Genomic DNA, 19,038 nt, shown 5'->3' with positions numbered 1-19,038 from the left:
GGGAGCCTACGGACGCAGTGCTCCGCCAGGCGCGGCGCCGGCCTTTGCCGGCGTCCGCGTCGGTGCGCGCACGCATGAACCGTGCCCGCGACAGCGTTTACGCGGCGAGTTTCGACGCCGCGTCGTTCACCTGGTCACGCGAAATCGCGAGTTCTTCGAGGTGCGCGTCCGCATAAACGCCACCGGTTTCGCGCTCGAGGCGGGCGATGGTCAGTGCGCAACGCGCGGTGTCCTTCGGCATCGCGATGAAGCGCTTGACCGATTCGCCGGACGTAAACGCGTCGAACAGCGCGCCGCGCACGTCGTCCGGAAGCGTCTTGGTCCATTGGTACGGCTTGCCGTTGAACGTGATCGACGGCGGCAGCGTGCGTTCCTTCTTGGTGGCCGTGATCAGGCCGTAGGTGCGCGCGGCGTCGCCGATCTGCTCGGGCGAGAAGAGTTCGTCGGGCGTGATGCCGAACTGCTCGATGTAGTTCTCGATCGCCAGCATCGCTGCGGCACGATCGTCGCGCTTCTTCTGGGCGCGCGCGACGATGTCGCGCAGCTCGTCCGCTTCCTCGGCGGTGATCGTGAAGCTCGCCTGCTTCTGCTGAAGTTCGGAGAAACGCTGGAATTCTTGATCGTTCAGAAGTTTGGCCATGACATCCATCGGACACGACGGCCGTGACAACCGGCCGCCGTAGTTTTTGAGAGGGCCGCTATTCTAGCGTAGCGCCGGGCGCGCGGCGCTCGCACGTTCAGCCGATTTCCACGCGGCACATCGACAACTGACCGGCCGTATCGCGCAGCCCTGCAACGGCGACATCGACGGACGGCGTCGTGTGCGCGTCGATCCGGCGCATGTACGGGCAGGTCAGCACCGCGATCGCCTGGCCGGACGGGCCGAGGATCGGCGCGCTGAGGTCGGTGACGCCGTACGCCTGGCGGCTGTCCTGGCGCACATAGCCGGCCTGCCGGATCGACTGGCACGCGTGGGCGAGTTCCTGTTCGTTGATCGGCGTTTCGCCCTTGACCTTGCGATGCTCGGCCAGCATGTGCGCACGCTGCTCTGAACCCTGGAACGACAGCATCACCCGCCCCGATGCCGTGTCGGCGAGCCCGACGCGCGAGCCGAGCCGCACCGACACGCCCCACGCGCCGGGGCCGTCGACCTGCGCGATCACGAGCAGGTTGCCGCGATCGTAGACGCTCAGGTGGCACGACTGCTCGGCGGCATCGGCGAAGCGCTGCATCAGCGGTAACGCTTCGGCGATCAGCCGGTTCATCGGCGGATGCCGGTGCGCGAGCGCGAACAGTTTCAGGCTGAGCGTGTAGCGGTCGCCGCCGCTCGAGCGCATCACATAGCGGCGCGCAACGAGACGTTCGAGCATCCGGTAGATCTCGCTCGCGTTGCGTCCGAGCTCCTTCGTGATTTCGGTGCGCGTGAGTCCTTCCTTTTGTTCCGACAGGAGTTCGAGGATGTCGAGACCCTTGTCGAGCGCGGGCGCGCGATAGCGGTCGGCTGCACCCATCGACTCCCGTGCGTCGCTGCCGGGGAGCGGATCATTGGTCGTTTGCATCATGAGTAGGAAGTCCGGGAGTTGCCAATCGGAGGGCGACGCACGCTGGCCGGCGTTGCACGCGGATTCGAGAAGCCCGCATGCGGTACTGACGGCCGTCCGCGAGCTTAACAACAAACTTTTAGTGTGCAATGCAGCGTCTTTTTACCGATCGTTACCGAACAAGAACGGATCAACCACGCTTTTCGATGACAGGGTCGCAACGAATATTGTGTATTCGTGCCCCGACGACAACGCACGGCGCCGTTCGACACCCTGCCGTTCTTCACTCACGCCCCGGGATGCTGCGACGCAACACCCGCAGCCGCACCAATAGTCGGTATCCGTCGCGCGCCATTTCACGGCGCGCCGCCGATGGTACAAAGAGCGGCGGGCCAGCGACGGCGCGGCCGCGCGTGAAGCCGGCCGGCTCAGGCCGGCACATGCCGCGGATACCGGGCCGTCGTCGCCGATGCGCAGACCGGCGGCCGCCCGTTCGATGCGCGTCGCACTTCGGTGCGGCGCCGCGATCGCTGCGCCCGCGCGAGCCTCGCGTGTCGAATGGCGTGCCGGATACGGCGCCGACGCGCGTCATCGACGATCGACATTCAGTCCGGCGCGTGGCCGCACGCGGCTGCGTCGGCCGGTATCCTGTCCCATTCGACAACAGAGGTTGAGCACGATGAAACTGCTTCGCTATGGCCCGTCCGGCCAGGAAAAGCCCGGTATTCTCGACTCGGACGGCCGGATTCGCGACCTGTCCGCGCACGTGCCGGATCTGGCCGGCGACGCGCTGTCCGACGCCGGTCTCGCGCGCCTGCGCGCGATCGACCCGGCCACGCTGCCGCTCGTGTCCGGCGAGCCGCGCATCGGCGCGTGCGTCGGGCGCGTCGGCAAGTTCATCGGCATTGGTCTGAACTATGCCGATCACGCGGCCGAAGCCGGCATGCCGGTGCCGAAGGAGCCGGTGGTATTCGGCAAGTGGACGAGTTCGATCTGCGGTCCGAACGACGGCATCGACATTCCGAAGGGCTCCGTGAAGACGGACTGGGAAGTCGAGCTCGGTGTCGTGATCGGCACGACGTGCAAGGACGTCGACGAAGCGCGCGCGCTTGATTACGTCGCCGGCTACTGCGTCGTCAACGACGTGTCCGAGCGCGAATGGCAGATCGAGCGGGGCGGCCAGTGGGACAAGGGCAAGGGCTTCGACACGTTCGGCCCGATCGGCCCGTGGCTCGTCACGCGCGACGAGGTGCCCGATCCGCAGCGCCTCGCCCTGTGGCTCGAGGTCGACGGCCACCGCTATCAGAACGGCAATACGCGCACGATGGTGTTCACCGTCGCGCAGCTGGTCGCCTACCTGTCGACCTGCATGACGCTGCAACCGGGCGACGTGATCACGACCGGTACGCCGCCGGGCGTCGGGATGGGGATCAAGCCGTCGCCGGTGTTCCTGAAGGCCGGCCAGACGGTGCGTCTCGGGATCGACGGGCTCGGCGAGCAGCTGCAGAGCACGCGCAACGCGCAGTAAGCGCTCGCTCGCGCGCGTCGCAGGGCGGTGCAACCGGCCGCCACGCCTCGCCACCCGCCGCGCGGTCCGATCGCATCGTTTAGTCGCCAGCGGCGACTGTCGCAAACTGAACACCGATGCAGCAAAGACAAGGGCCCGATTCCGCGCAATGCGGAATCGGGCCCTTGTCGTTCATCCGCGTCCGTACGAAGCGGCTCAGACGACGTTGTCCAGCTCGCAATGGGCTTCGAGCCGATACCCGTCGGGATCGACGACGAACGCCGCGTAATAGCCGGGGCCGTAGCGTTCGCGTTTGCCCGGCCCGCCGTTGTCGTGCCCGCCGTGCTCGAGCGCGGCCCAGTAGAACGCATCGACTTCCACCGGCGACGCTGCGCGGAACGACACGTGCAGCCCCGACTCGGGATCGGCGACGACGGGGCGCGCCGCGTGCTGCAACCACAACACCGGTTCGGTGGCGCCGTAGCCAAGGGCTCCGTCGTCGCTATACAGCCGCTTGTAGCCGAGCGCGCCGAGCGTGCTGTCGTAGAACGCGCGGCTGCGGTCGATGTGGGAAACGCCGAACGAAAGGTGATCGATCATCTTTGGCTCCTTGAACTGAAGGGGGACATCGGTGCGGCAAAGCTGTTTGTAACCACCATGCTGGTTATGTTAGAAAGCGTCCCCGCGCTTGTCAACCGGCATGGTGGTTAGATACGATCGCGGCATGAACAAGACGCAACCTTCCGTCACGACGGACTGCCTGATTCCGGCGCCGTCCGACACATTGAGCATCGATTTCGCGAACACGCTGTACTGGCGCGGCGCCGACGCGCCGACCGAAACCTTCGGCACGCTGGACGACCTGTTCGTGTGGTGCCGCGAGCAGGCGGGCGTGCCGGCTGGCCTGGCCGACGCATGTCGTGCAGGAGAAGAGAAACAGGATGACGAGCCGGCAATGCTCTCGCGCGCGCTCGCTTTGCGCGAGGCGCTGTACCGGCTCTTTCTCGCGCAAGCGGAGCAGCGCGAACCCCACGCAGCCGATCTCGCGCTGCTGGACGGTTTTCTGGCGGAAGCGGCGCCGCGCGTCGCGCTCGCGCGGATCGACGGCGGCTATGCGTGGCGAATCGGGGGTGCGGGCGCGACGCTCGGAGGGCTGTTGAGCCCGGTGCTGTGGTCGGCGACCGACCTGCTGGGCAGCGCGCGGCTGGCGAAGGTCAAGCGTTGTGCGAACGACGCCTGCCAGTGGCTGTTTATCGACGACAGCAAGAACGGCAGCCGCCGCTGGTGCTCGATGTCGTCGTGCGGCAATCGCGCGAAGGCATACCGCCACTATCACAAGGCCGATTGACGGCGGCGCGGGTCCAGCGCGTCATGCCGCGACGCGCAATCCGCACATCCCGCCCGAACCTACTTCGCCGAAAGCTTCCGCCACAGCGTCGTCTTGCTGATGCCCAGCATCGCGCACGCGCGATCGCGGTCGCCGCCGCATGCGTCGAGCACCGCGCGGATCTCGTCGGCTTCCGCGCGGCGGCGGCGTACTTGCAGCGTCTGCGCGTCGTCGGCATCGGCCGCGTCGGGCGGGGTCGCGAACAACTCCGGCGCGATCGCCTGCAGCGCGTCGGGCGCGAGCACGGCGCACGCGGCGCCCGGATCCTGCTCGTCGACTTCCTCGGCCAGTTCCACCGCGATCCGCTCGACCACGTTCTGCAACTCCCGCACGTTGCCGGGCCAGCGGTAGCGGGCGAGCGTCGCCTGCGTCGCGCCGAGCACGCGCATCGCATCGCCGACCTCGCGCACGCGTTCGGCCAGCCGCGGCTCGCGCCGCGCGGCCTGCACGAGCAGCGTGGCCGCGAGCGCCGGAATATCGGTCGCGCGCTCGCGCAGCGGCGGCAGGCCGATGTTCAGGATGTTGAGCCGGTAATACAAATCCGCGCGGAACGTGCCGGCTTCGACGGCCGCGAGCAGCGGCCGGTGCGTCGCGGCGATCACGCGCACGTCGATGCGGATCGGCTCGGTCGAACCGAGGCGGATCACTTCGCGCTCCTGCAGCACGCGCAGCAGCCGGCTTTGCAGCGACGGCGGCATCTCGCCGATCTCGTCGAGAAACAGCGTGCCGCGGTGCGCGGCCTCGAACAGCCCGGTCTTGCCGCCGCGCCGCGCGCCAGTGAACGCGCCTTCCTCGTAACCGAACAGCTCGCTCTCGAGCAGCGCTTCCGGAAACGCGCCGCAGTTGATCGCGACGAACGGATAGCTGCGCCGCACGGAAAGCGCGTGCAGGCTCTGCGCGATCATCTCCTTGCCGGTGCCGCTCTCGCCGAGCACGAGCACGGTCGCGTCGGATTTCGCGTAGCGGCGCACGAGGTCGCGCACGCGCGCCATCGGCGCGGACGCGCCGACCACGTCGTCGAGTGCGTAGCGCGCCGCGAACTGCTGCGTGTTCGGCTGCGAACGCAGCGCGCGGTCGAGCCGTTCGACCGCGCGCGATTCCTGGAAGGTCAGCACGCTGCCCGACGTGACGCCGCGATCGACGAGCGGCCCGCGATGCACGACGTAGCGCACGCCGCGCACCGTCGCGAGCGCGTCGCCATCCTCGCCGCGCAGCGTGCGCAGTTCGGGCCGCAGGTCGACGAGCGCGCGGCCGACGGCCGCCGCCGGTTCGACCCCGAGCGCCGACGCGAGCCGCTCGTTGATCGCCTCGACGTGACCGCGCGCGTCGAGCGCGACCACGCCGTCGCGCAGGTGCTGCAACAGGTTGTCGAGGCGCTGACGGCGAAACGCCTCGGCGTGCGTCGCGTACGCGACTTCGAGCGCCGTTTCGACCGCCTTGCGCACCGACGCGTGCGAATACAGGAACACGGCGCCCATGCCGGCACTCGCCGCGAGATCGGTGACGAGGCCGGGGCCGACGATCGTCTCGATGCCGCGGTCGTGCAGGTCGTGCACGCAGGCTTCCGCTTCCTGCGCGGACTGATATGACGCAAACTGCACGTCGAGGCCGTAGGCGGCGACGAAGCGGCGCACCTCCGGCGGCGTCTCGCCGGCGCTGACGAGTGCGATCCGCGATGCGTCGCGCCGTGCGCGCGCGAGCGCCTGCATCACGTCGAAGCCGGTCGGCGACACGACCACGACCGGCACCTGCGCGCGCGTTTTCAGGAAGCCGCCGTTCGAGCCGGCCGCGACGATCACGTCGGGCCGCGCGGTGCCGGCTTCCGCGATCGCGCTTAGCGCGTCTTCGTAGGCCCGCGTGACGATGCGCACGTCGGCGCGTTCGTCGAATTCGCCGGCGATCTCGCGAAACAGGTCGCGCAGACGGCTGATGCCCATCGCCCAGATGCGCGGGCGCACCGTGCGGTCGGCCGGGCCGACGGGCTTGGTCGAGGAGAGGTCCATGGCGACCGATTATGCGCGTGCGATTTCATTTTTGAAACATGAAATTGCCGAATTGAAATCATCGGGCGATTCACCACTCGTGCCGGTTGCTTAAGAATCAGTGAGTTAGCGGGATTTTGCGAGCTGGCCCGGTCCTTGCTGTTAATGGTCATTCCTTCAGGAGGCCGTTCATGAGCAACACGCATCTTCAGAGCGCCGGCGCGAAATTCCGCGCGGCAGTCGCGGCCGAGCAGCCGCTGCAGGTGGTCGGCGCGATCACCGCGTACGCAGCCAAGATGGCGCAGGCCGTCGGCTTCAAGGCCGTCTACCTGTCGGGTGGCGGCGTCGCCGCGAATTCGCTCGGGATCCCCGATCTCGGCATCAGCACGATGGAAGACGTGCTGATCGACGCGACCCGGATCACCAACGCGACCGACCTGCCGCTGCTCGTCGACATCGATACGGGCTGGGGCGGCGCGTTCAACATCGCGCGCACGGTCCGCTCGTTCATCAATGCCGGTGTCGCGGCGGTTCACCTCGAAGACCAGGTCGGCCAGAAGCGCTGCGGCCATCGTCCGGGCAAGGAAGTCGTGCCGCTCGAGGAAATGGTCGATCGCGTGAAGGCCGCGGTCGATGCACGCACCGACGACCAGTTCGTGATCATGGCCCGCACCGACGCGGCCGCCGCCGAAGGGATCGACGCCGCGATCGAGCGCGCGATTGCCTACGTGGAAGCCGGCGCCGACATGATCTTCCCGGAAGCGATGAAGACGCTCGACGATTACCGCCGCTTCAAGGCAGCCGTGAAGGTGCCGATCCTCGCGAACCTGACCGAATTCGGCTCGACGCCGCTGTTCACGGTCGACGAGCTGCGCGAGGCGAACGTCGACATCGCGCTGTACTGCTGCGGCGCGTATCGCGCGATGAACAAGGCCGCGCTGAACTTCTACGAGACGCTGCGCCGCGACGGCACGCAGAAGGCCGCCGTGCCGACCATGCAGACCCGCGCGGAGCTGTACGACTTCCTCGGCTATCACGAATACGAGCGCAAGCTCGACGAACTGTTCGCGCAGGGCAAGAAGTAACGCGGCCCGCGCACCGGGACACGGTTCCCGGAACGCTTTGCACGCGACCGCACCAAGCGCTGAAGTGCAAGTGCGGTCGACCGCTTTGCATGGGACCGCACTAAGCGCTAAAGCGCCAAGTGCGGTCGACAGCTACCCAGATACCTATTGGAGAACGGAAACATGAGCGAGACGAAAGACGCAGCAGCACCGGCCGCCGCAGGCGCATTCAAGCCGAAGAAGTCGGTGGCGCTGTCGGGCGTGACGGCCGGCAACACGGCGCTGTGCACGGTCGGCAAGACCGGCAACGACCTGCACTACCGCGGCTACGACATTCTCGACGTCGCCGAGTCGTGCGAGTTCGAGGAAATCGCGCACCTGCTCGTGCACGGCACGCTGCCGAACATGACCGAACTGGCCGCGTACAAGACCCGGCTGCGCGCGATGCGCGGCCTGCCGAACGCGCTGAAGGCCGTGCTCGAGCAGATCCCGGCATCGGCCCACCCGATGGACGTGATGCGTACCGGCGTGTCGGTGCTCGGCACCGTGCTGCCGGAGAAGGAAGACCACAACCTGCCGGGCGCGCGCGACATCGCCGACCGCCTGATGGCGTCGCTCGGCTCGATGCTGCTGTACTGGTATCACTTCTCGCACAACGGCAAGCGCATCGAGACGGAAACCGACGACGATTCGATCGGCGGCCACTTCCTGCACCTGCTGCACGGCAAGACGCCGTCGAAGTCGTGGGTCGACGCGATGCACACGTCGCTGATCCTGTACGCGGAGCACGAGTTCAACGCATCGACGTTCACCGGCCGCGTGATCGCGGGCACGGGCTCGGACATCTACTCGGCGATCACCGGCGCGATCGGCGCGCTGCGCGGGCCGAAGCACGGCGGCGCGAACGAAGTCGCGTACGAAATCCAGAGCCGCTACAGCTCGCCGGACGATGCCGAAGCCGACATCCGCCGCCGCGTCGAGAACAAGGAAGTCGTGATCGGCTTCGGCCACCCGGTCTACACGATCTCCGATCCGCGCAACAAGGTGATCAAGGGCGTCGCGCACAAGCTGTCGAAGGAAGCGGGCGACCTAAAGCTGTACAGCATCGCCGAGCGCCTCGAATCGGTGATGTGGGACGCGAAGAAGATGTTCCCGAACCTCGACTGGTTCAGCGCCGTGTCGTATCACATGATGGGTGTGCCGACCGCGATGTTCACGCCGCTGTTCGTGATCTCGCGCACGTCCGGCTGGAGCGCGCACATCATCGAGCAGCGCGTCGACAACAAGATCATCCGTCCGAGCGCGAACTACACGGGGCCGGAAGACCTGCAGTTCGTGCCGATCGAGAAGCGCTGATCCGCCAGCCGCGCGCCGGCCCCGCGAGACGGGCGCCGGCGCGCGCCGGACGTCATACCCCGATTTCCCGCCCCACATGATGAATACTGCCTACCGCAAACCCCTGCCCGGCACGTCGCTGGACTATTTCGACGCGCGTGCCGCGGTCGAAGCGATCGCGCCCGGCGCCTACGACACGCTGCCGTACACGTCGCGCGTGCTCGCCGAAAACCTCGTGCGCCGCTGCGATCCGGCGATCCTTGCCGATTCGCTGAAGCAGATCATCGAGCGCAAGCGCGACCGCGATTTCCCGTGGTTCCCGGCGCGCGTGGTGTGCCACGACATCCTCGGGCAGACGGCGCTCGTCGATCTCGCCGGCCTGCGCGACGCGATCGCCGACGGCGGTGGCGACCCCGCGAAGGTGAACCCGGTCGTGCCCGTGCAGCTGATCGTCGACCACTCGCTCGCCGTCGAGTGCGGCGGCTTCGATCCGGACGCGTTCGCGAAGAACCGCGCGATCGAGGATCGCCGCAACGAGGATCGCTTCCACTTCATCGAGTGGACGAAGAAGGCGTTCGAGAACGTCGACGTGATCCCGCCGGGCAACGGCATCATGCACCAGATCAACCTCGAGAAAATGTCGCCGGTGATCCAGGCGCAGGACGGCGTAGCGTTCCCGGACACCTGCGTCGGCACCGACAGCCACACGCCGCACGTCGATGCGCTCGGCGTGATCGCGATCGGCGTCGGCGGCCTGGAGGCGGAAAACGTGATGCTCGGTCGCGCATCGTGGATGCGCCTGCCCGACATCGTCGGCGTCGAGCTGACCGGCAAGCGCCAGCCCGGCATCACCGCGACCGACGTCGTGCTCGCGCTGACCGAGTTCCTGCGCAAGGAAAAGGTGGTCGGCGCGTATCTGGAATTCCGTGGCGAAGGCGCCGCGAGCCTCACGCTCGGCGACCGCGCGACGATCTCGAACATGGCGCCCGAATATGGCGCGACGGCCGCGATGTTCTTCATCGACGGCCAGACGACCGACTACCTGCGCCTCACCGGCCGCAGCGACGAGCAGGTGAAGCTCGTCGAGACCTACGCGAAGGCGGCGGGCCTGTGGGCCGATACGCTGGGCAACGTGCAATACGAGCGCACGCTGACGTTCGATCTGTCGAGCGTGGTGCGCAACATGGCCGGCCCGTCGAACCCGCACAAGCGGCTGCCGACGTCCGATCTCGCCGCCCGCGGGATCGCCGGCCAGTGGGAAGAAAAGCCGGGCGAGATGCCCGACGGCGCGGTGATCATCGCCGCGATCACGAGTTGCACGAACACCAGCAACCCGCGCAACGTGATCGCCGCGGCGCTGCTCGCACGCAACGCGAACGCGAAGGGCCTCACGCGCAAGCCGTGGGTGAAGAGCTCGCTCGCACCGGGCTCGAAGGCGGTCGAGCTGTATCTGGAAGAAGCGAACCTGCTGCCGGAGCTGGAAAAGCTCGGCTTCGGCATCGTCGCGTTCGCGTGCACGACCTGCAACGGGATGTCGGGCGCGCTCGATCCGAAGATCCAGCAGGAGATCGTCGATCGCGACCTGTACGCGACCGCCGTGCTGTCCGGCAACCGCAACTTCGACGGCCGCATCCACCCGTACGCGAAGCAGGCGTTCCTCGCGTCGCCGCCGCTCGTCGTCGCGTATGCGATCGCCGGCACGATCCGCTTCGACATCGAGAAGGACGTGCTGGGCCACGACCAGGACGGCAAGCCCGTCACGCTGAAGGACATCTGGCCGACCGACGAGGAGATCGATGCGATCGTCGCGTCGAGCGTGAAACCCGAGCAGTTCCGCAAGGTCTACGAACCGATGTTCGCGCGCACGGCCGATGCGGGCGAGCGTGCGGCGCCGCTGTACGACTGGCGCGCGCAGAGCACGTATATCCGTCGCCCGCCGTACTGGGAAGGCGCGTTGGCCGGCGAACGCACGCTCAAGGGCATGCGTCCGCTCGCGGTGCTCGGCGACAACATCACGACCGACCACCTGTCGCCGTCGAACGCGATCCTGCTGGACAGCGCGGCTGGCGAATACCTCGCGAAGATGGGCCTGCCGGAAGAAGACTTCAACTCGTACGCGACGCACCGGGGAGACCACCTGACCGCGCAGCGCGCGACCTTCGCGAACCCGACGCTGATCAACGAGATGGCGGTGGTCGACGGCGCGGTGAAGAAGGGCTCGCTCACGCGCGTCGAGCCGGAAGGCAAGGTCATGCGCATGTGGGAGGCGATCGAGACATACATGAACCGCAAGCAGCCGCTGATCGTGATCGCCGGCGCCGACTATGGCCAAGGCTCGTCGCGCGACTGGGCCGCGAAGGGCGTGCGGCTCGCGGGCGTCGAGGTGATCGTCGCCGAAGGGTTCGAGCGGATCCACCGCACCAACCTGATCGGGATGGGCGTGCTGCCGCTCGAGTTCAAGCCGGGCACGAACCGCACCACGCTCGGCATCGACGGCACCGAGACCTTCGACGTGATCGGCAAGCGTACGCCGCGCGCCGATCTCACGCTCGTGATTCACCGCAAGAGCGGCGAGCGTGTCGAGGTGCCGGTGACGTGCCGGCTCGATACGGCCGAGGAAGTGTCGATCTATGACGCGGGCGGCGTGCTGCAGCGTTTCGCGCAGGACTTCCTCGAATCGTCGCAGGCGGCTTGACCGGATCACACAGGGATAACGCAAACATGGCTCACATTCCGCAAATCAGGATTCCGGCGACCTACATCCGCGGCGGTACCAGCAAGGGCGTGTTCTTCCGGCTGCAGGACCTGCCGGATGCCGCGCAGACGCCGGGCGCCGCGCGCGACGCGCTGCTGCTGCGCGTGATCGGCAGCCCCGATCCGTACGGCAAGCAGATCGACGGGATGGGCGGCGCGACGTCGTCCACCAGCAAGACGGTGATCGTGTCGAAGAGCACGCGGCCCGGTCACGACGTCGACTATCTGTTCGGGCAGGTCGCGATCGACAAGGCGTTCGTCGACTGGACCGGCAACTGCGGCAACCTGTCGGCGGCGGTCGGGCCGTTCGCGATCAGCGGCGGCCTCGTCGATGCATCGCGCGTGCTGCGCGACGGCGTCGCGACCGTGCGGATCTGGCAGGCGAACATCGGCAAGACGATCGTGGCGCACGTGCCGATCACGAACGGCGCGGTTCAGGAGACGGGCGACTTCGAGCTGGACGGCGTCACGTTTCCGGCCGCCGAAGTGCAGCTCGAGTTCATGAACCCGGCCGCCGAGGAAGAAGGCGCGGGCGGCTCGATGTTCCCGACCGGCAACCTCGTCGACGACCTGGCCGTGCCGGGCATCGGCACGCTGAAGGCGACGATGATCAACGCGGGGATTCCGACCATCTTCGTCGAGGCCGAAGCGATCGGCTATACGGGCACGGAGCTGCAGGACGCGATCAACGGCGACCCGAAGGCGCTCGAGAAGTTCGAGACGATCCGTGCGCACGGCGCGCTGCGCATGGGCCTGATCGACACGCTCGACGAGATCGCGACGCGCCAGCACACGCCGAAGGTCGCGTTCGTCGCGAAGCCGGCCGACTATGTCGCGTCGAGCGGCAAGCGCGTGAATGCGGGCGACGTCGACCTGCTGGTGCGGGCGATGTCGATGGGCAAGCTGCACCACGCGATGATGGGCACGGCGGCGGTCGCGATCGGCACGGCCGCGGCGATTCCCGGCACGCTGGTGAATCTCGCGGCGGGCGGCGGTGCGCGCAACGCGGTGCGCTTCGGGCATCCGTCGGGCACGCTGCGCGTCGGCGCGGAAGCGCAGCTCGAGAACGGCGAGTGGACCGTCACGAAGGCGATCATGAGCCGCAGCGCGCGTGTGCTGATGGAAGGCTGGGTGAGGGTGCCGGGTGATGCGTTCTGACATATGTCAGTGCGCCACGGCGTCAGCACCGTTAGGCATGGCCGCCGCGCTGTTGTCGGCGCCGGCGGTCCAGTTCGTCTTGCTGGTCGATCAGGTCGAGAGCCAGCGCCAGCAGGTCCCGCTGATAGGTGTATCGTTGGACGATCACGTTCAACATGACTCCGCCGATTGCGAGGCCACCGAGAAAGGCAGCGCCATAGAGAAACGCGTTCTGCTGCCAGGTGTTTTGCAGGCTCTTGAGCGTGTTGAGCGTTGCCCATCCCATGCTGCCGAGTGCGAGAATGGCAACCTTATCGGCGCCGCCCAGAAAGAAACCGAGCCGATCCTTGATTCGTGCAATTCGGATGGACAGCCATGCGTCGGTTCTTTCGAGCAATTGCCGATCGAAGATCAACAGCTTTCTTGCGTGCGTGGAGTCATGCTCGATTTCCAAAATCAATCGTTTCAGGGAATTGTGTTTGAAGCGGACGAGCATCACCGCAGCGGGAATGACGTCAACAACGAGTGACACCAGCGCAAAGATCGTCGTGGCGATACCAATGAAAAGAGCCAACGTGAGCCAGCCACCTTGAATGGGGTGAATAAATTTGACCCACCCGACGAAGCCCAGCAGGATCGCAAATAGCACCACTCCGGTCCATCTGCATACGGCTGCGATAAATGTCACCCATTTGTCGAACGCAGTCTGCATTGCTTGCGGTGGCAATTGCGTCATTCCGTCGAGCATTTTCAGGATTTTGAAGAACGCGCTATTGGCGATGGTCATGCATTTTCCTCGGATCAGGTTGGACGGAATCGTAGTGCGAAATATCGATAATCGATGCGCCGGGGCGGTATGGTCAATGCATTGATGAACTTGTGCACGCTGTGGCAATGATCCCTTGTGGACAGAACCGTGGCGGAACGTCAACGAGCGAAAGTGGGTCGCATATCGCCGCTACATCCCCCGACCCGGTTTGCCTCTGTGCATGGAGCCCCGTATGTCGATCCAGTTGCCTCTTTCTGCCGTCCATATCGTCGAATTCGAAGGTCTCGGCCCCGGCCCGCTCGCGGGCTGGATGCTCGCTGGAATGGGCGCGCGCATCACGCTGATCGCGCGTCCGGCCGGCCGCACGAGCGCGCCGGACGCGTTGCAGGGCCGCGACGGCGACCTGCTGCGCGAAGGCAAGACGGTCGTCGAGCTCGATCTGAAAACATCGGACGGCCGCGATGCGGCGCTCGCGCTGATCGCGCAGGCCGATGCGCTGATCGAGGGGCTGCGACCGGGCGTGATGGAGCGTCTCGGCCTCGGGCCCGACGCTTGTGCCCGCCGCAATCCGAAGCTCGTGTACGGACGGATGACGGGCTGGGGCCAGGACGGCCCGCTCGCGACGGCCGCTGGGCACGACCTGAACTACGTCGCGCTGACGGGGCTGCTGTCGCTGTCCGCGCCGCGCGACGGCCGCCCCGGCGTGCCGCCGACCGTCGTCGGCGATGCGGGCGGCGCGCTCGGACTCGCGTTCGGGATCGTCTGCGCGCTGTTCGACGTGCGAGGCGGCGGTCCGGGGCGGGTGGTCGACGGCGCGATCGTCGACATCGTGTCGATGCTCGGCTCGCTCGCGCTGTGGGCGCGCGCGAACGGGCAACTCGACGGCGTGCAGCCGAGCCTCTTCCACGACGCGCCGTTCTACGACGTATATCGCTGCGCGGACGGCGAATGCGTGACGATCGGCGCGCTCGAGCCGCCGTTCTACGCGTTGCTGGTCGAGCGCCTCGGGCTGGCCGACGTCGATCCGGCGTCGCAGTACGACCGCGCGCGCTGGCCGGCGCTGAAGGCGCGTTTTGCCGAGGTATTCGCGCAGCAGCCGTCCGCGCACTGGCGCGCGCTGCTCGAAGGCAGCGACGCATGCTTTGCGCCAGTGCTGAGCGTGGCCGAAGCGGTGGAGCACCCGCACAATGCGGCGCGCGGGATTTATCGTGTCGACGGGGACGGCAACGTCCGGGCGCGCGTGGCGCCGCGATTTTTGCCGTTGAGTGACGACGACGCGGAATAGGTGGCGCCGGCTCGCCGATTCGAAAGCGCTACTCGCGATACGCGCTTGCGCCACAGGACAGCCAATTCGGTGGGTGCCAAATATGGCATCAAATTTGGTGCTAAATAGAGTAAAATCGGGCCTCGATCGACGAAGGAGCCGATATGCCTCACACCATTCTGGCCAATGTTACGGCGAGCATTTCGGAACTGAAGCGCAATCCGATGGGAACTGTCGCGGCGGGCGAGGGCTTTCCGGTTGCGATTCTGAATCACAACGAGCCCGCGTTCTATTGCATCCCGGCGAAGACGTGGGAAGCGATGGTCGAACGTCTCGAAGATATAGAAGACAACGCGCTTGCCAATACGCGTGCGAAGGACAAGGTCGTCAAGGTCAAGCTGAATGACCTTTGAGCTTGCCTTTCTCGAACCTGCGTTGAAGGAGTGGAAGAAGCTCGATCGCACCATCCGCGACCAGTTCAAATCCCGACTCGCCGAGCGCCTCGAGAATCCCCGCATTGCGTCGGCCAAGCTGCATGGCCATCCGGATCGCTACAAGATCAAGCTGCGCAGCGTCGGCTACCGACTCGTCTACGAAGTGCGCGATACGGAAGTGATCGTACTGGTTGTCGCAGTCGGTCGCCGTGACCGCGATGCCGTCTATCTTGCCGCGATGAAGCGGTAGGCCGGACGACGCGCGACGCGTGTGCTGCCGCGGTTTGCGGGCCACGTCGCATCGCCGGTGTCCGGACGTGCGATCGACAAGGCGCCGGCAGGCAATCCGCCGGCCTTTGGGTACAAAGCAACTTACGCCGTTTCCTCCGGCGAATCCGGCATCTTGCCGTCGCCGACGCGGTTGATCGTCCCCTGCGCGATCGCGACGAGCCGCTCGTGATCGCCGTCGATGACGAACACATGACACTGGCAGGTCGCCTGGTGCCGGCCCGCGTAGACAACCTTCGCGCGCGCGACGAGCGTGCCGTTCACGGCCGGCCGCAGGTAGTTGATCTTGTATTCGGCGGTGATCACGCGCGGGCCGAGCACGAGCGCGCCGGCGAACGTCAGCGCGTTGTCGGCGAGATAGCCGATCACGCCGCCGTGCACGAAGCCGTGCTGTTGGCGCAGTTCGTCCCGCACGGGCAGGCACAGCGACACCTCGTTGTCGCCGATATGCATCAGCTCCGTGCGCAGCAGCATGCTGAACGGTTGCGCGCGCAATGCGCCGCGCGCGTGGTCCGTGATGTCCGTCATCGACTTCCTCGCAATCCGTGTCCGCTTGCGCTGAACTCTAGGAAGGGGGCTGCGGATAAGCAAGGAAATTCGTCCACGTTTCTTGCAATTACCGGCGCGATGCGCCGCGATTATTGCGTCGAGCGCGCGAGTCATGCTCGTTTGCCGGCGATTCGGCGGGAAGGACGGAGATCGCCGGGCCGGGAGCCTAAAGTCCGACGAAGAAATGCCGCTAATGCCGGGGCATTGCTCCATCGTCGGCTCTCCAGGAATCTCCCCCCATGTTCGGAAAAATCAAGCTCGCGTCGGGTCTGCTCGGCGTGTTGACCGTGTTTTGCCTCTTTCTCGTCGCCATCGAGGCGCTCGGCTTCTGGGCGCTCGCGTCGACGCGCAGCGGCGTCGACGATCTGTCGAACGTCGCGATCGCGCAGGTCGGTGCGGCCAGTCAGGCGAGCGAGCGCCTGCTCGACGCGCGCGTGAACCTGTCGCGTGCCGGCACGCGAATGGTGCGCGGCGGCCCGAAACCCGACGAGATCATCCGCCATGCAAGCGCTTCACTCGCGGAAGCGGACAAGGCGTTCGCCGCGCTGACGGCCGCGCAGGCCATCGACGCAACGAACCGCGCGCACGTTGCGGCGCTCGCCGAGCGCTATCGCGCGCTGCGCGGCGCGTTGGGCGAACTCGTGCAGTTCCTCGACGCCGACAACATCCAGGCGTTCCTCGACCAGCCGACGCAACGCTTCCAGGACGCGTATCTCGCCGAACTGCACCGCTTCGTCGACTACGGCGGCGCGTCGAGCCGCGCCGCGCTCGACACGATCGACAGCGGGATGCAGTGGTTCAAGTGGGTCGGCATCGTGTTGCTGGTGGCGATGCTTGCGGCGAGCGCGGCCATTTACGCGGGCGCGCGGCGCGCGGTGGTCGCGCCGCTGGACGAAGCCGGCCGCCATTTCGAGCGGATCGCGCAGGGCCGGCTCGACGAAGCCGTGCGGCCGGCGGGCGTGTTCGAGATCGCCCGGATGCTGCGCGGCCTCGCCGCGATGCAGGCGAGCATCGCGGACACCGTGCGCACCGTGCGTCAAGCGTCCGACGCGATCCACCTCGGCGCGGGCGAGATCGCCGGCGGCAACGCGGACCTGTCCGCGCGCACGGGCACGCAGGCCGCGTCGCTCGAGGAAACCGCCGCGAGCATGGAGGAACTGACCGCGACCGTGCGCCAGAACACCGACAGCGCGCGTGCGGCCAGCGCACTGGCCGACGCGGCGCTCGACGCGACGCGCCACGGCGGCGGCGTGGTCAACAGCGTGATCGACCGGATGCGCGGCATCGCGCAGAGCTCCGGGCGGATCGCGGAGATCATTTCGGTGATCGACGGCATCGCGTTCCAGACCAACATCCTCGCGCTGAACGCGGCGGTCGAGGCAGCGCGCGCGGGCGAGCAGGGCCGCGGCTTCGCGGTGGTCGCGGGCGAAGTGCGCTCGCTCGCGCAGCGCAGCGCGCAATCGGCGAAGGAGATCAAGGCGCTGATCGAGGAGTCGGTCGCGCAGATCGACGGCGGCTCGGAACTCGTCGAGCGTGCCGGCGACGCGATGCGGACGGTATCGGCGTCGATCACGCGCGTCGTGCAGACGATGTCGGAGATTACGGCCGCGTCGGTCGAGCAGAGCGTCGGCATCGAGCAGGTGAACCAGGCCGTCACGCAGATGGACCAGTTGACGCAGCAAAACGCGGCACTGGTGGAGGAAGTCGCGGCGGCGGCCGCGTCGCTGAACGAGCAGACCGCGCACCTGATGCAGGCGGTGTCGGTGTTCGAGCTGGGCGACGCGCGCGCGACTCGCGGGGTTCGCGAGGTTCGCGAACAGCGCGCGCCGTCGTTTGCCGACGCCGGTTACGAAGCGGCGGGCAGCGCCGCGTAAGCGGTCGCGAGGTGGTAGGGCGTCGTCGACGGCATGTCGGCGCGCGACACCTGCCCGTCGGCCGTCTTGCACTCGAACCAGCCGCGCGGATGCAGGAAGCGCGCGGCGAAGCGCTCGATCTGCCGCGCGAGCGGCGCGGAGGCCGGCGTGCCGCCGTGCGTCGCGAGCGCGCGCAGGTATTCGGTCTGCGCCCAGATTCGCTGCGTGCCGTCGATGCATGCGCCTTGCGCATCGACGGCCGCGCACACGGCGCCCGTCTGCGGATCGATGCCGTGCTGCTCGGCGAACGCGAACGCGCGCGCGAGTGCGTCGGGAAGCCCGGTCTGCGCGAGCCGAGCGCCGGCCGCGTCGACCAGATAGAACCATTCGAACTGATGGCCGGGCTCGAAGCGGTTGTCGGGCGCCCCGAGCGGCAGCTCGGCGACGCAGCCGGTCGCCGGATCGACGAACGTGCGCTCGACGGCCTGCGCGGTGCGCGCGAGCGCATCGTCGAACGCTGCGTCGCCGAACGCACCGGCGGCCGCGAGCCATGCTTCGGTCAGGTGCATCAGCGGGTTCTGCAGCGCGCCGCCGCCCGACGACGAGAAATCGGCGTGGCGCGCGGCGTCGAGCAGCGCGTCGCCCGGCTGCGGCGCGAAGCGGTCCTGGATCAAGGCGGCGGTGTCCTCGGCGACCGTGCGCGCCGCGGCGTCGCCCGACGCCGCATGCCATGCGGCGCATGCGAACACGACGAACGCGTGCGTATAGAGGTCCTTGGTCGTGTCGAGCGGCGCGCCTTGCGCGTCGACGCTGTAGAACCAGCCGCCGTGGCGCGGGTCGCGGAAACGGCTGCACAGCGAGTCGAACAGCGTGGCCGCGTGCGCGGTGTTGCCTGCCTGCGCGAACACGAACAGTTGCCGCGCACATGCCATTGCGCGATAACGGGTGGCGGGCAGCGGCGCATGGGTGGCCGGATCGACGGCCTCGAACGGCAGCCGCAACGTGTGGTCGAACCCTGAACCCTGCCAGATCGGCAAGATGACGTGCGCAAAATGGTCGCGCAATCGGGCGGTCTGGGCGGAAGCGGAATCGGGAACGGACATGGCGGGATTGAGCGCTTGGATCGAATCGAGTCGGCGCGGCCCGGAGCGGCGCGGCCGGGCCCAAGGATAAA

At 67.2% G+C, this 19,038-nt stretch carries 17 protein-coding genes; 10 read left to right on the top strand and 7 right to left on the bottom strand.

What is annotated here, in order from left to right; all coding sequences use genetic code 11:
- Positions 1-97: 97 nt before the first annotated feature.
- Together ACP26O_RS22040 and ACP26O_RS22035 are read right to left on the bottom strand one after the other, a co-directional pair.
- Complete coding sequence (locus ACP26O_RS22040) at positions 98-649, bottom strand: hypothetical protein (RefSeq protein ID WP_011659792.1); 552 nt, start codon at positions 647-649, stop codon at positions 98-100.
- Between the two features lie 88 nt (positions 650-737).
- Positions 738-1,559: an IclR family transcriptional regulator gene (locus ACP26O_RS22035; protein WP_175664489.1), complete on the bottom strand. Its 822-nt coding sequence runs from the start codon at positions 1,557-1,559 to the stop codon at positions 738-740.
- Between the two features lie 661 nt (positions 1,560-2,220).
- Here ACP26O_RS22035 and ACP26O_RS22030 point away from each other — a divergent pair.
- A complete protein-coding gene (locus tag ACP26O_RS22030; RefSeq protein WP_175664276.1) occupies positions 2,221-3,069 on the top strand; it encodes an ureidoglycolate lyase in 849 nt (282 codons plus the stop codon).
- A 195-nt stretch (positions 3,070-3,264) separates the two neighbouring features.
- Here ACP26O_RS22030 and ACP26O_RS22025 read toward each other — a convergent pair whose 3' ends face one another.
- The gene (locus ACP26O_RS22025; RefSeq protein WP_175664275.1) at positions 3,265-3,648 is read right to left on the bottom strand and encodes a VOC family protein; all 384 of its coding nucleotides are present in this window, start codon (positions 3,646-3,648) and stop codon (positions 3,265-3,267) included.
- Positions 3,649-3,748: 100 nt separating this feature from the next.
- Here ACP26O_RS22025 and ACP26O_RS22020 point away from each other — a divergent pair, with 100 nt between their 5' ends.
- A complete protein-coding gene (locus tag ACP26O_RS22020) occupies positions 3,749-4,396 on the top strand; it encodes a CGNR zinc finger domain-containing protein (RefSeq protein ID WP_175664488.1) in 648 nt (215 codons plus the stop codon).
- Between the two features lie 59 nt (positions 4,397-4,455).
- Here ACP26O_RS22020 and prpR read toward each other — a convergent pair whose 3' ends face one another.
- A complete protein-coding gene (gene prpR, locus ACP26O_RS22015) occupies positions 4,456-6,438 on the bottom strand; it encodes a propionate catabolism operon regulatory protein PrpR (protein ID WP_175664274.1) in 1,983 nt (660 codons plus the stop codon).
- A gap of 170 nt (positions 6,439-6,608) precedes the next feature.
- On the opposite strand from prpR, the gene prpB reads away from it, so the two are divergent.
- From prpB to prpF, 4 genes are all read left to right on the top strand, one after another.
- Positions 6,609-7,502: a methylisocitrate lyase gene (gene prpB / locus ACP26O_RS22010; protein ID WP_012367050.1), complete on the top strand. Its 894-nt coding sequence runs from the start codon at positions 6,609-6,611 to the stop codon at positions 7,500-7,502.
- Between the two features lie 162 nt (positions 7,503-7,664).
- Positions 7,665-8,837 carry a bifunctional 2-methylcitrate synthase/citrate synthase gene (gene prpC, locus ACP26O_RS22005; RefSeq protein ID WP_011659785.1) on the top strand — a complete coding sequence of 391 codons (1,173 nt, stop codon included), beginning with the start codon at positions 7,665-7,667 and terminating at the stop codon, positions 8,835-8,837.
- A gap of 79 nt (positions 8,838-8,916) precedes the next feature.
- Positions 8,917-11,511 (top strand): Fe/S-dependent 2-methylisocitrate dehydratase AcnD, encoded by a 2,595-nt coding sequence (acnD, locus tag ACP26O_RS22000; protein WP_175664487.1) that lies wholly within the window; start codon positions 8,917-8,919, stop codon positions 11,509-11,511.
- Positions 11,512-11,537: 26 nt separating this feature from the next.
- Positions 11,538-12,728, top strand: coding sequence for a 2-methylaconitate cis-trans isomerase PrpF (gene prpF / locus ACP26O_RS21995; protein ID WP_175664273.1), 1,191 nt, complete (start codon positions 11,538-11,540; stop codon positions 12,726-12,728).
- Positions 12,729-12,759: 31 nt separating this feature from the next.
- Here prpF and ACP26O_RS21990 read toward each other — a convergent pair whose 3' ends face one another.
- Positions 12,760-13,494 carry a hypothetical protein gene (locus ACP26O_RS21990; protein ID WP_175701271.1) on the bottom strand — a complete coding sequence of 245 codons (735 nt, stop codon included), beginning with the start codon at positions 13,492-13,494 and terminating at the stop codon, positions 12,760-12,762.
- A 214-nt stretch (positions 13,495-13,708) separates the two neighbouring features.
- Here ACP26O_RS21990 and ACP26O_RS21985 point away from each other — a divergent pair, with 214 nt between their 5' ends.
- The 3 genes from ACP26O_RS21985 to ACP26O_RS21975 all read left to right on the top strand — a co-directional run bounded on the left by ACP26O_RS21985 (position 13,709) and on the right by ACP26O_RS21975 (position 15,424).
- On the top strand, positions 13,709-14,761 hold the full coding sequence (locus ACP26O_RS21985; protein WP_175664271.1) for a CaiB/BaiF CoA transferase family protein: 1,053 nt from the start codon (positions 13,709-13,711) through the stop codon (positions 14,759-14,761).
- A gap of 143 nt (positions 14,762-14,904) precedes the next feature.
- Positions 14,905-15,153 carry a type II toxin-antitoxin system Phd/YefM family antitoxin gene (locus tag ACP26O_RS21980; RefSeq protein WP_175664270.1) on the top strand — a complete coding sequence of 83 codons (249 nt, stop codon included), beginning with the start codon at positions 14,905-14,907 and terminating at the stop codon, positions 15,151-15,153.
- On the top strand, positions 15,143-15,424 hold the full coding sequence (locus tag ACP26O_RS21975; protein ID WP_012367044.1) for a type II toxin-antitoxin system RelE family toxin: 282 nt from the start codon (positions 15,143-15,145) through the stop codon (positions 15,422-15,424). The genes ACP26O_RS21980 and ACP26O_RS21975 overlap by 11 nt, the downstream gene beginning before the upstream one ends.
- A gap of 122 nt (positions 15,425-15,546) precedes the next feature.
- Here the strand turns inward: ACP26O_RS21975 and ACP26O_RS21970 are convergent, their stop codons facing one another.
- Positions 15,547-15,990, bottom strand: coding sequence for a PaaI family thioesterase (locus ACP26O_RS21970; RefSeq protein WP_006757720.1), 444 nt, complete (start codon positions 15,988-15,990; stop codon positions 15,547-15,549).
- A gap of 260 nt (positions 15,991-16,250) precedes the next feature.
- Between ACP26O_RS21970 and ACP26O_RS21965 the strand changes: the two genes are divergently transcribed.
- A complete protein-coding gene (locus tag ACP26O_RS21965) occupies positions 16,251-17,885 on the top strand; it encodes a methyl-accepting chemotaxis protein (RefSeq protein WP_175664269.1) in 1,635 nt (544 codons plus the stop codon).
- Here the strand turns inward: ACP26O_RS21965 and ACP26O_RS21960 are convergent.
- Positions 17,858-18,967 carry an AGE family epimerase/isomerase gene (locus ACP26O_RS21960; RefSeq protein ID WP_175664268.1) on the bottom strand — a complete coding sequence of 370 codons (1,110 nt, stop codon included), beginning with the start codon at positions 18,965-18,967 and terminating at the stop codon, positions 17,858-17,860. The two genes, ACP26O_RS21965 and ACP26O_RS21960, sit on opposite strands and share 28 nt — an antisense overlap.
- Positions 18,968-19,038 lie beyond the last annotated feature (71 nt).

Origin of the sequence: Burkholderia sp. R-40, assembly GCF_049942845.1 — a bacterium.
GTDB lineage: Bacteria > Pseudomonadota > Gammaproteobacteria > Burkholderiales > Burkholderiaceae > Burkholderia > Burkholderia ambifaria.
The sequence above is the reverse complement of the archived record's forward strand: the minus strand, read 5'-3'. Positions and strand labels throughout refer to the sequence as shown.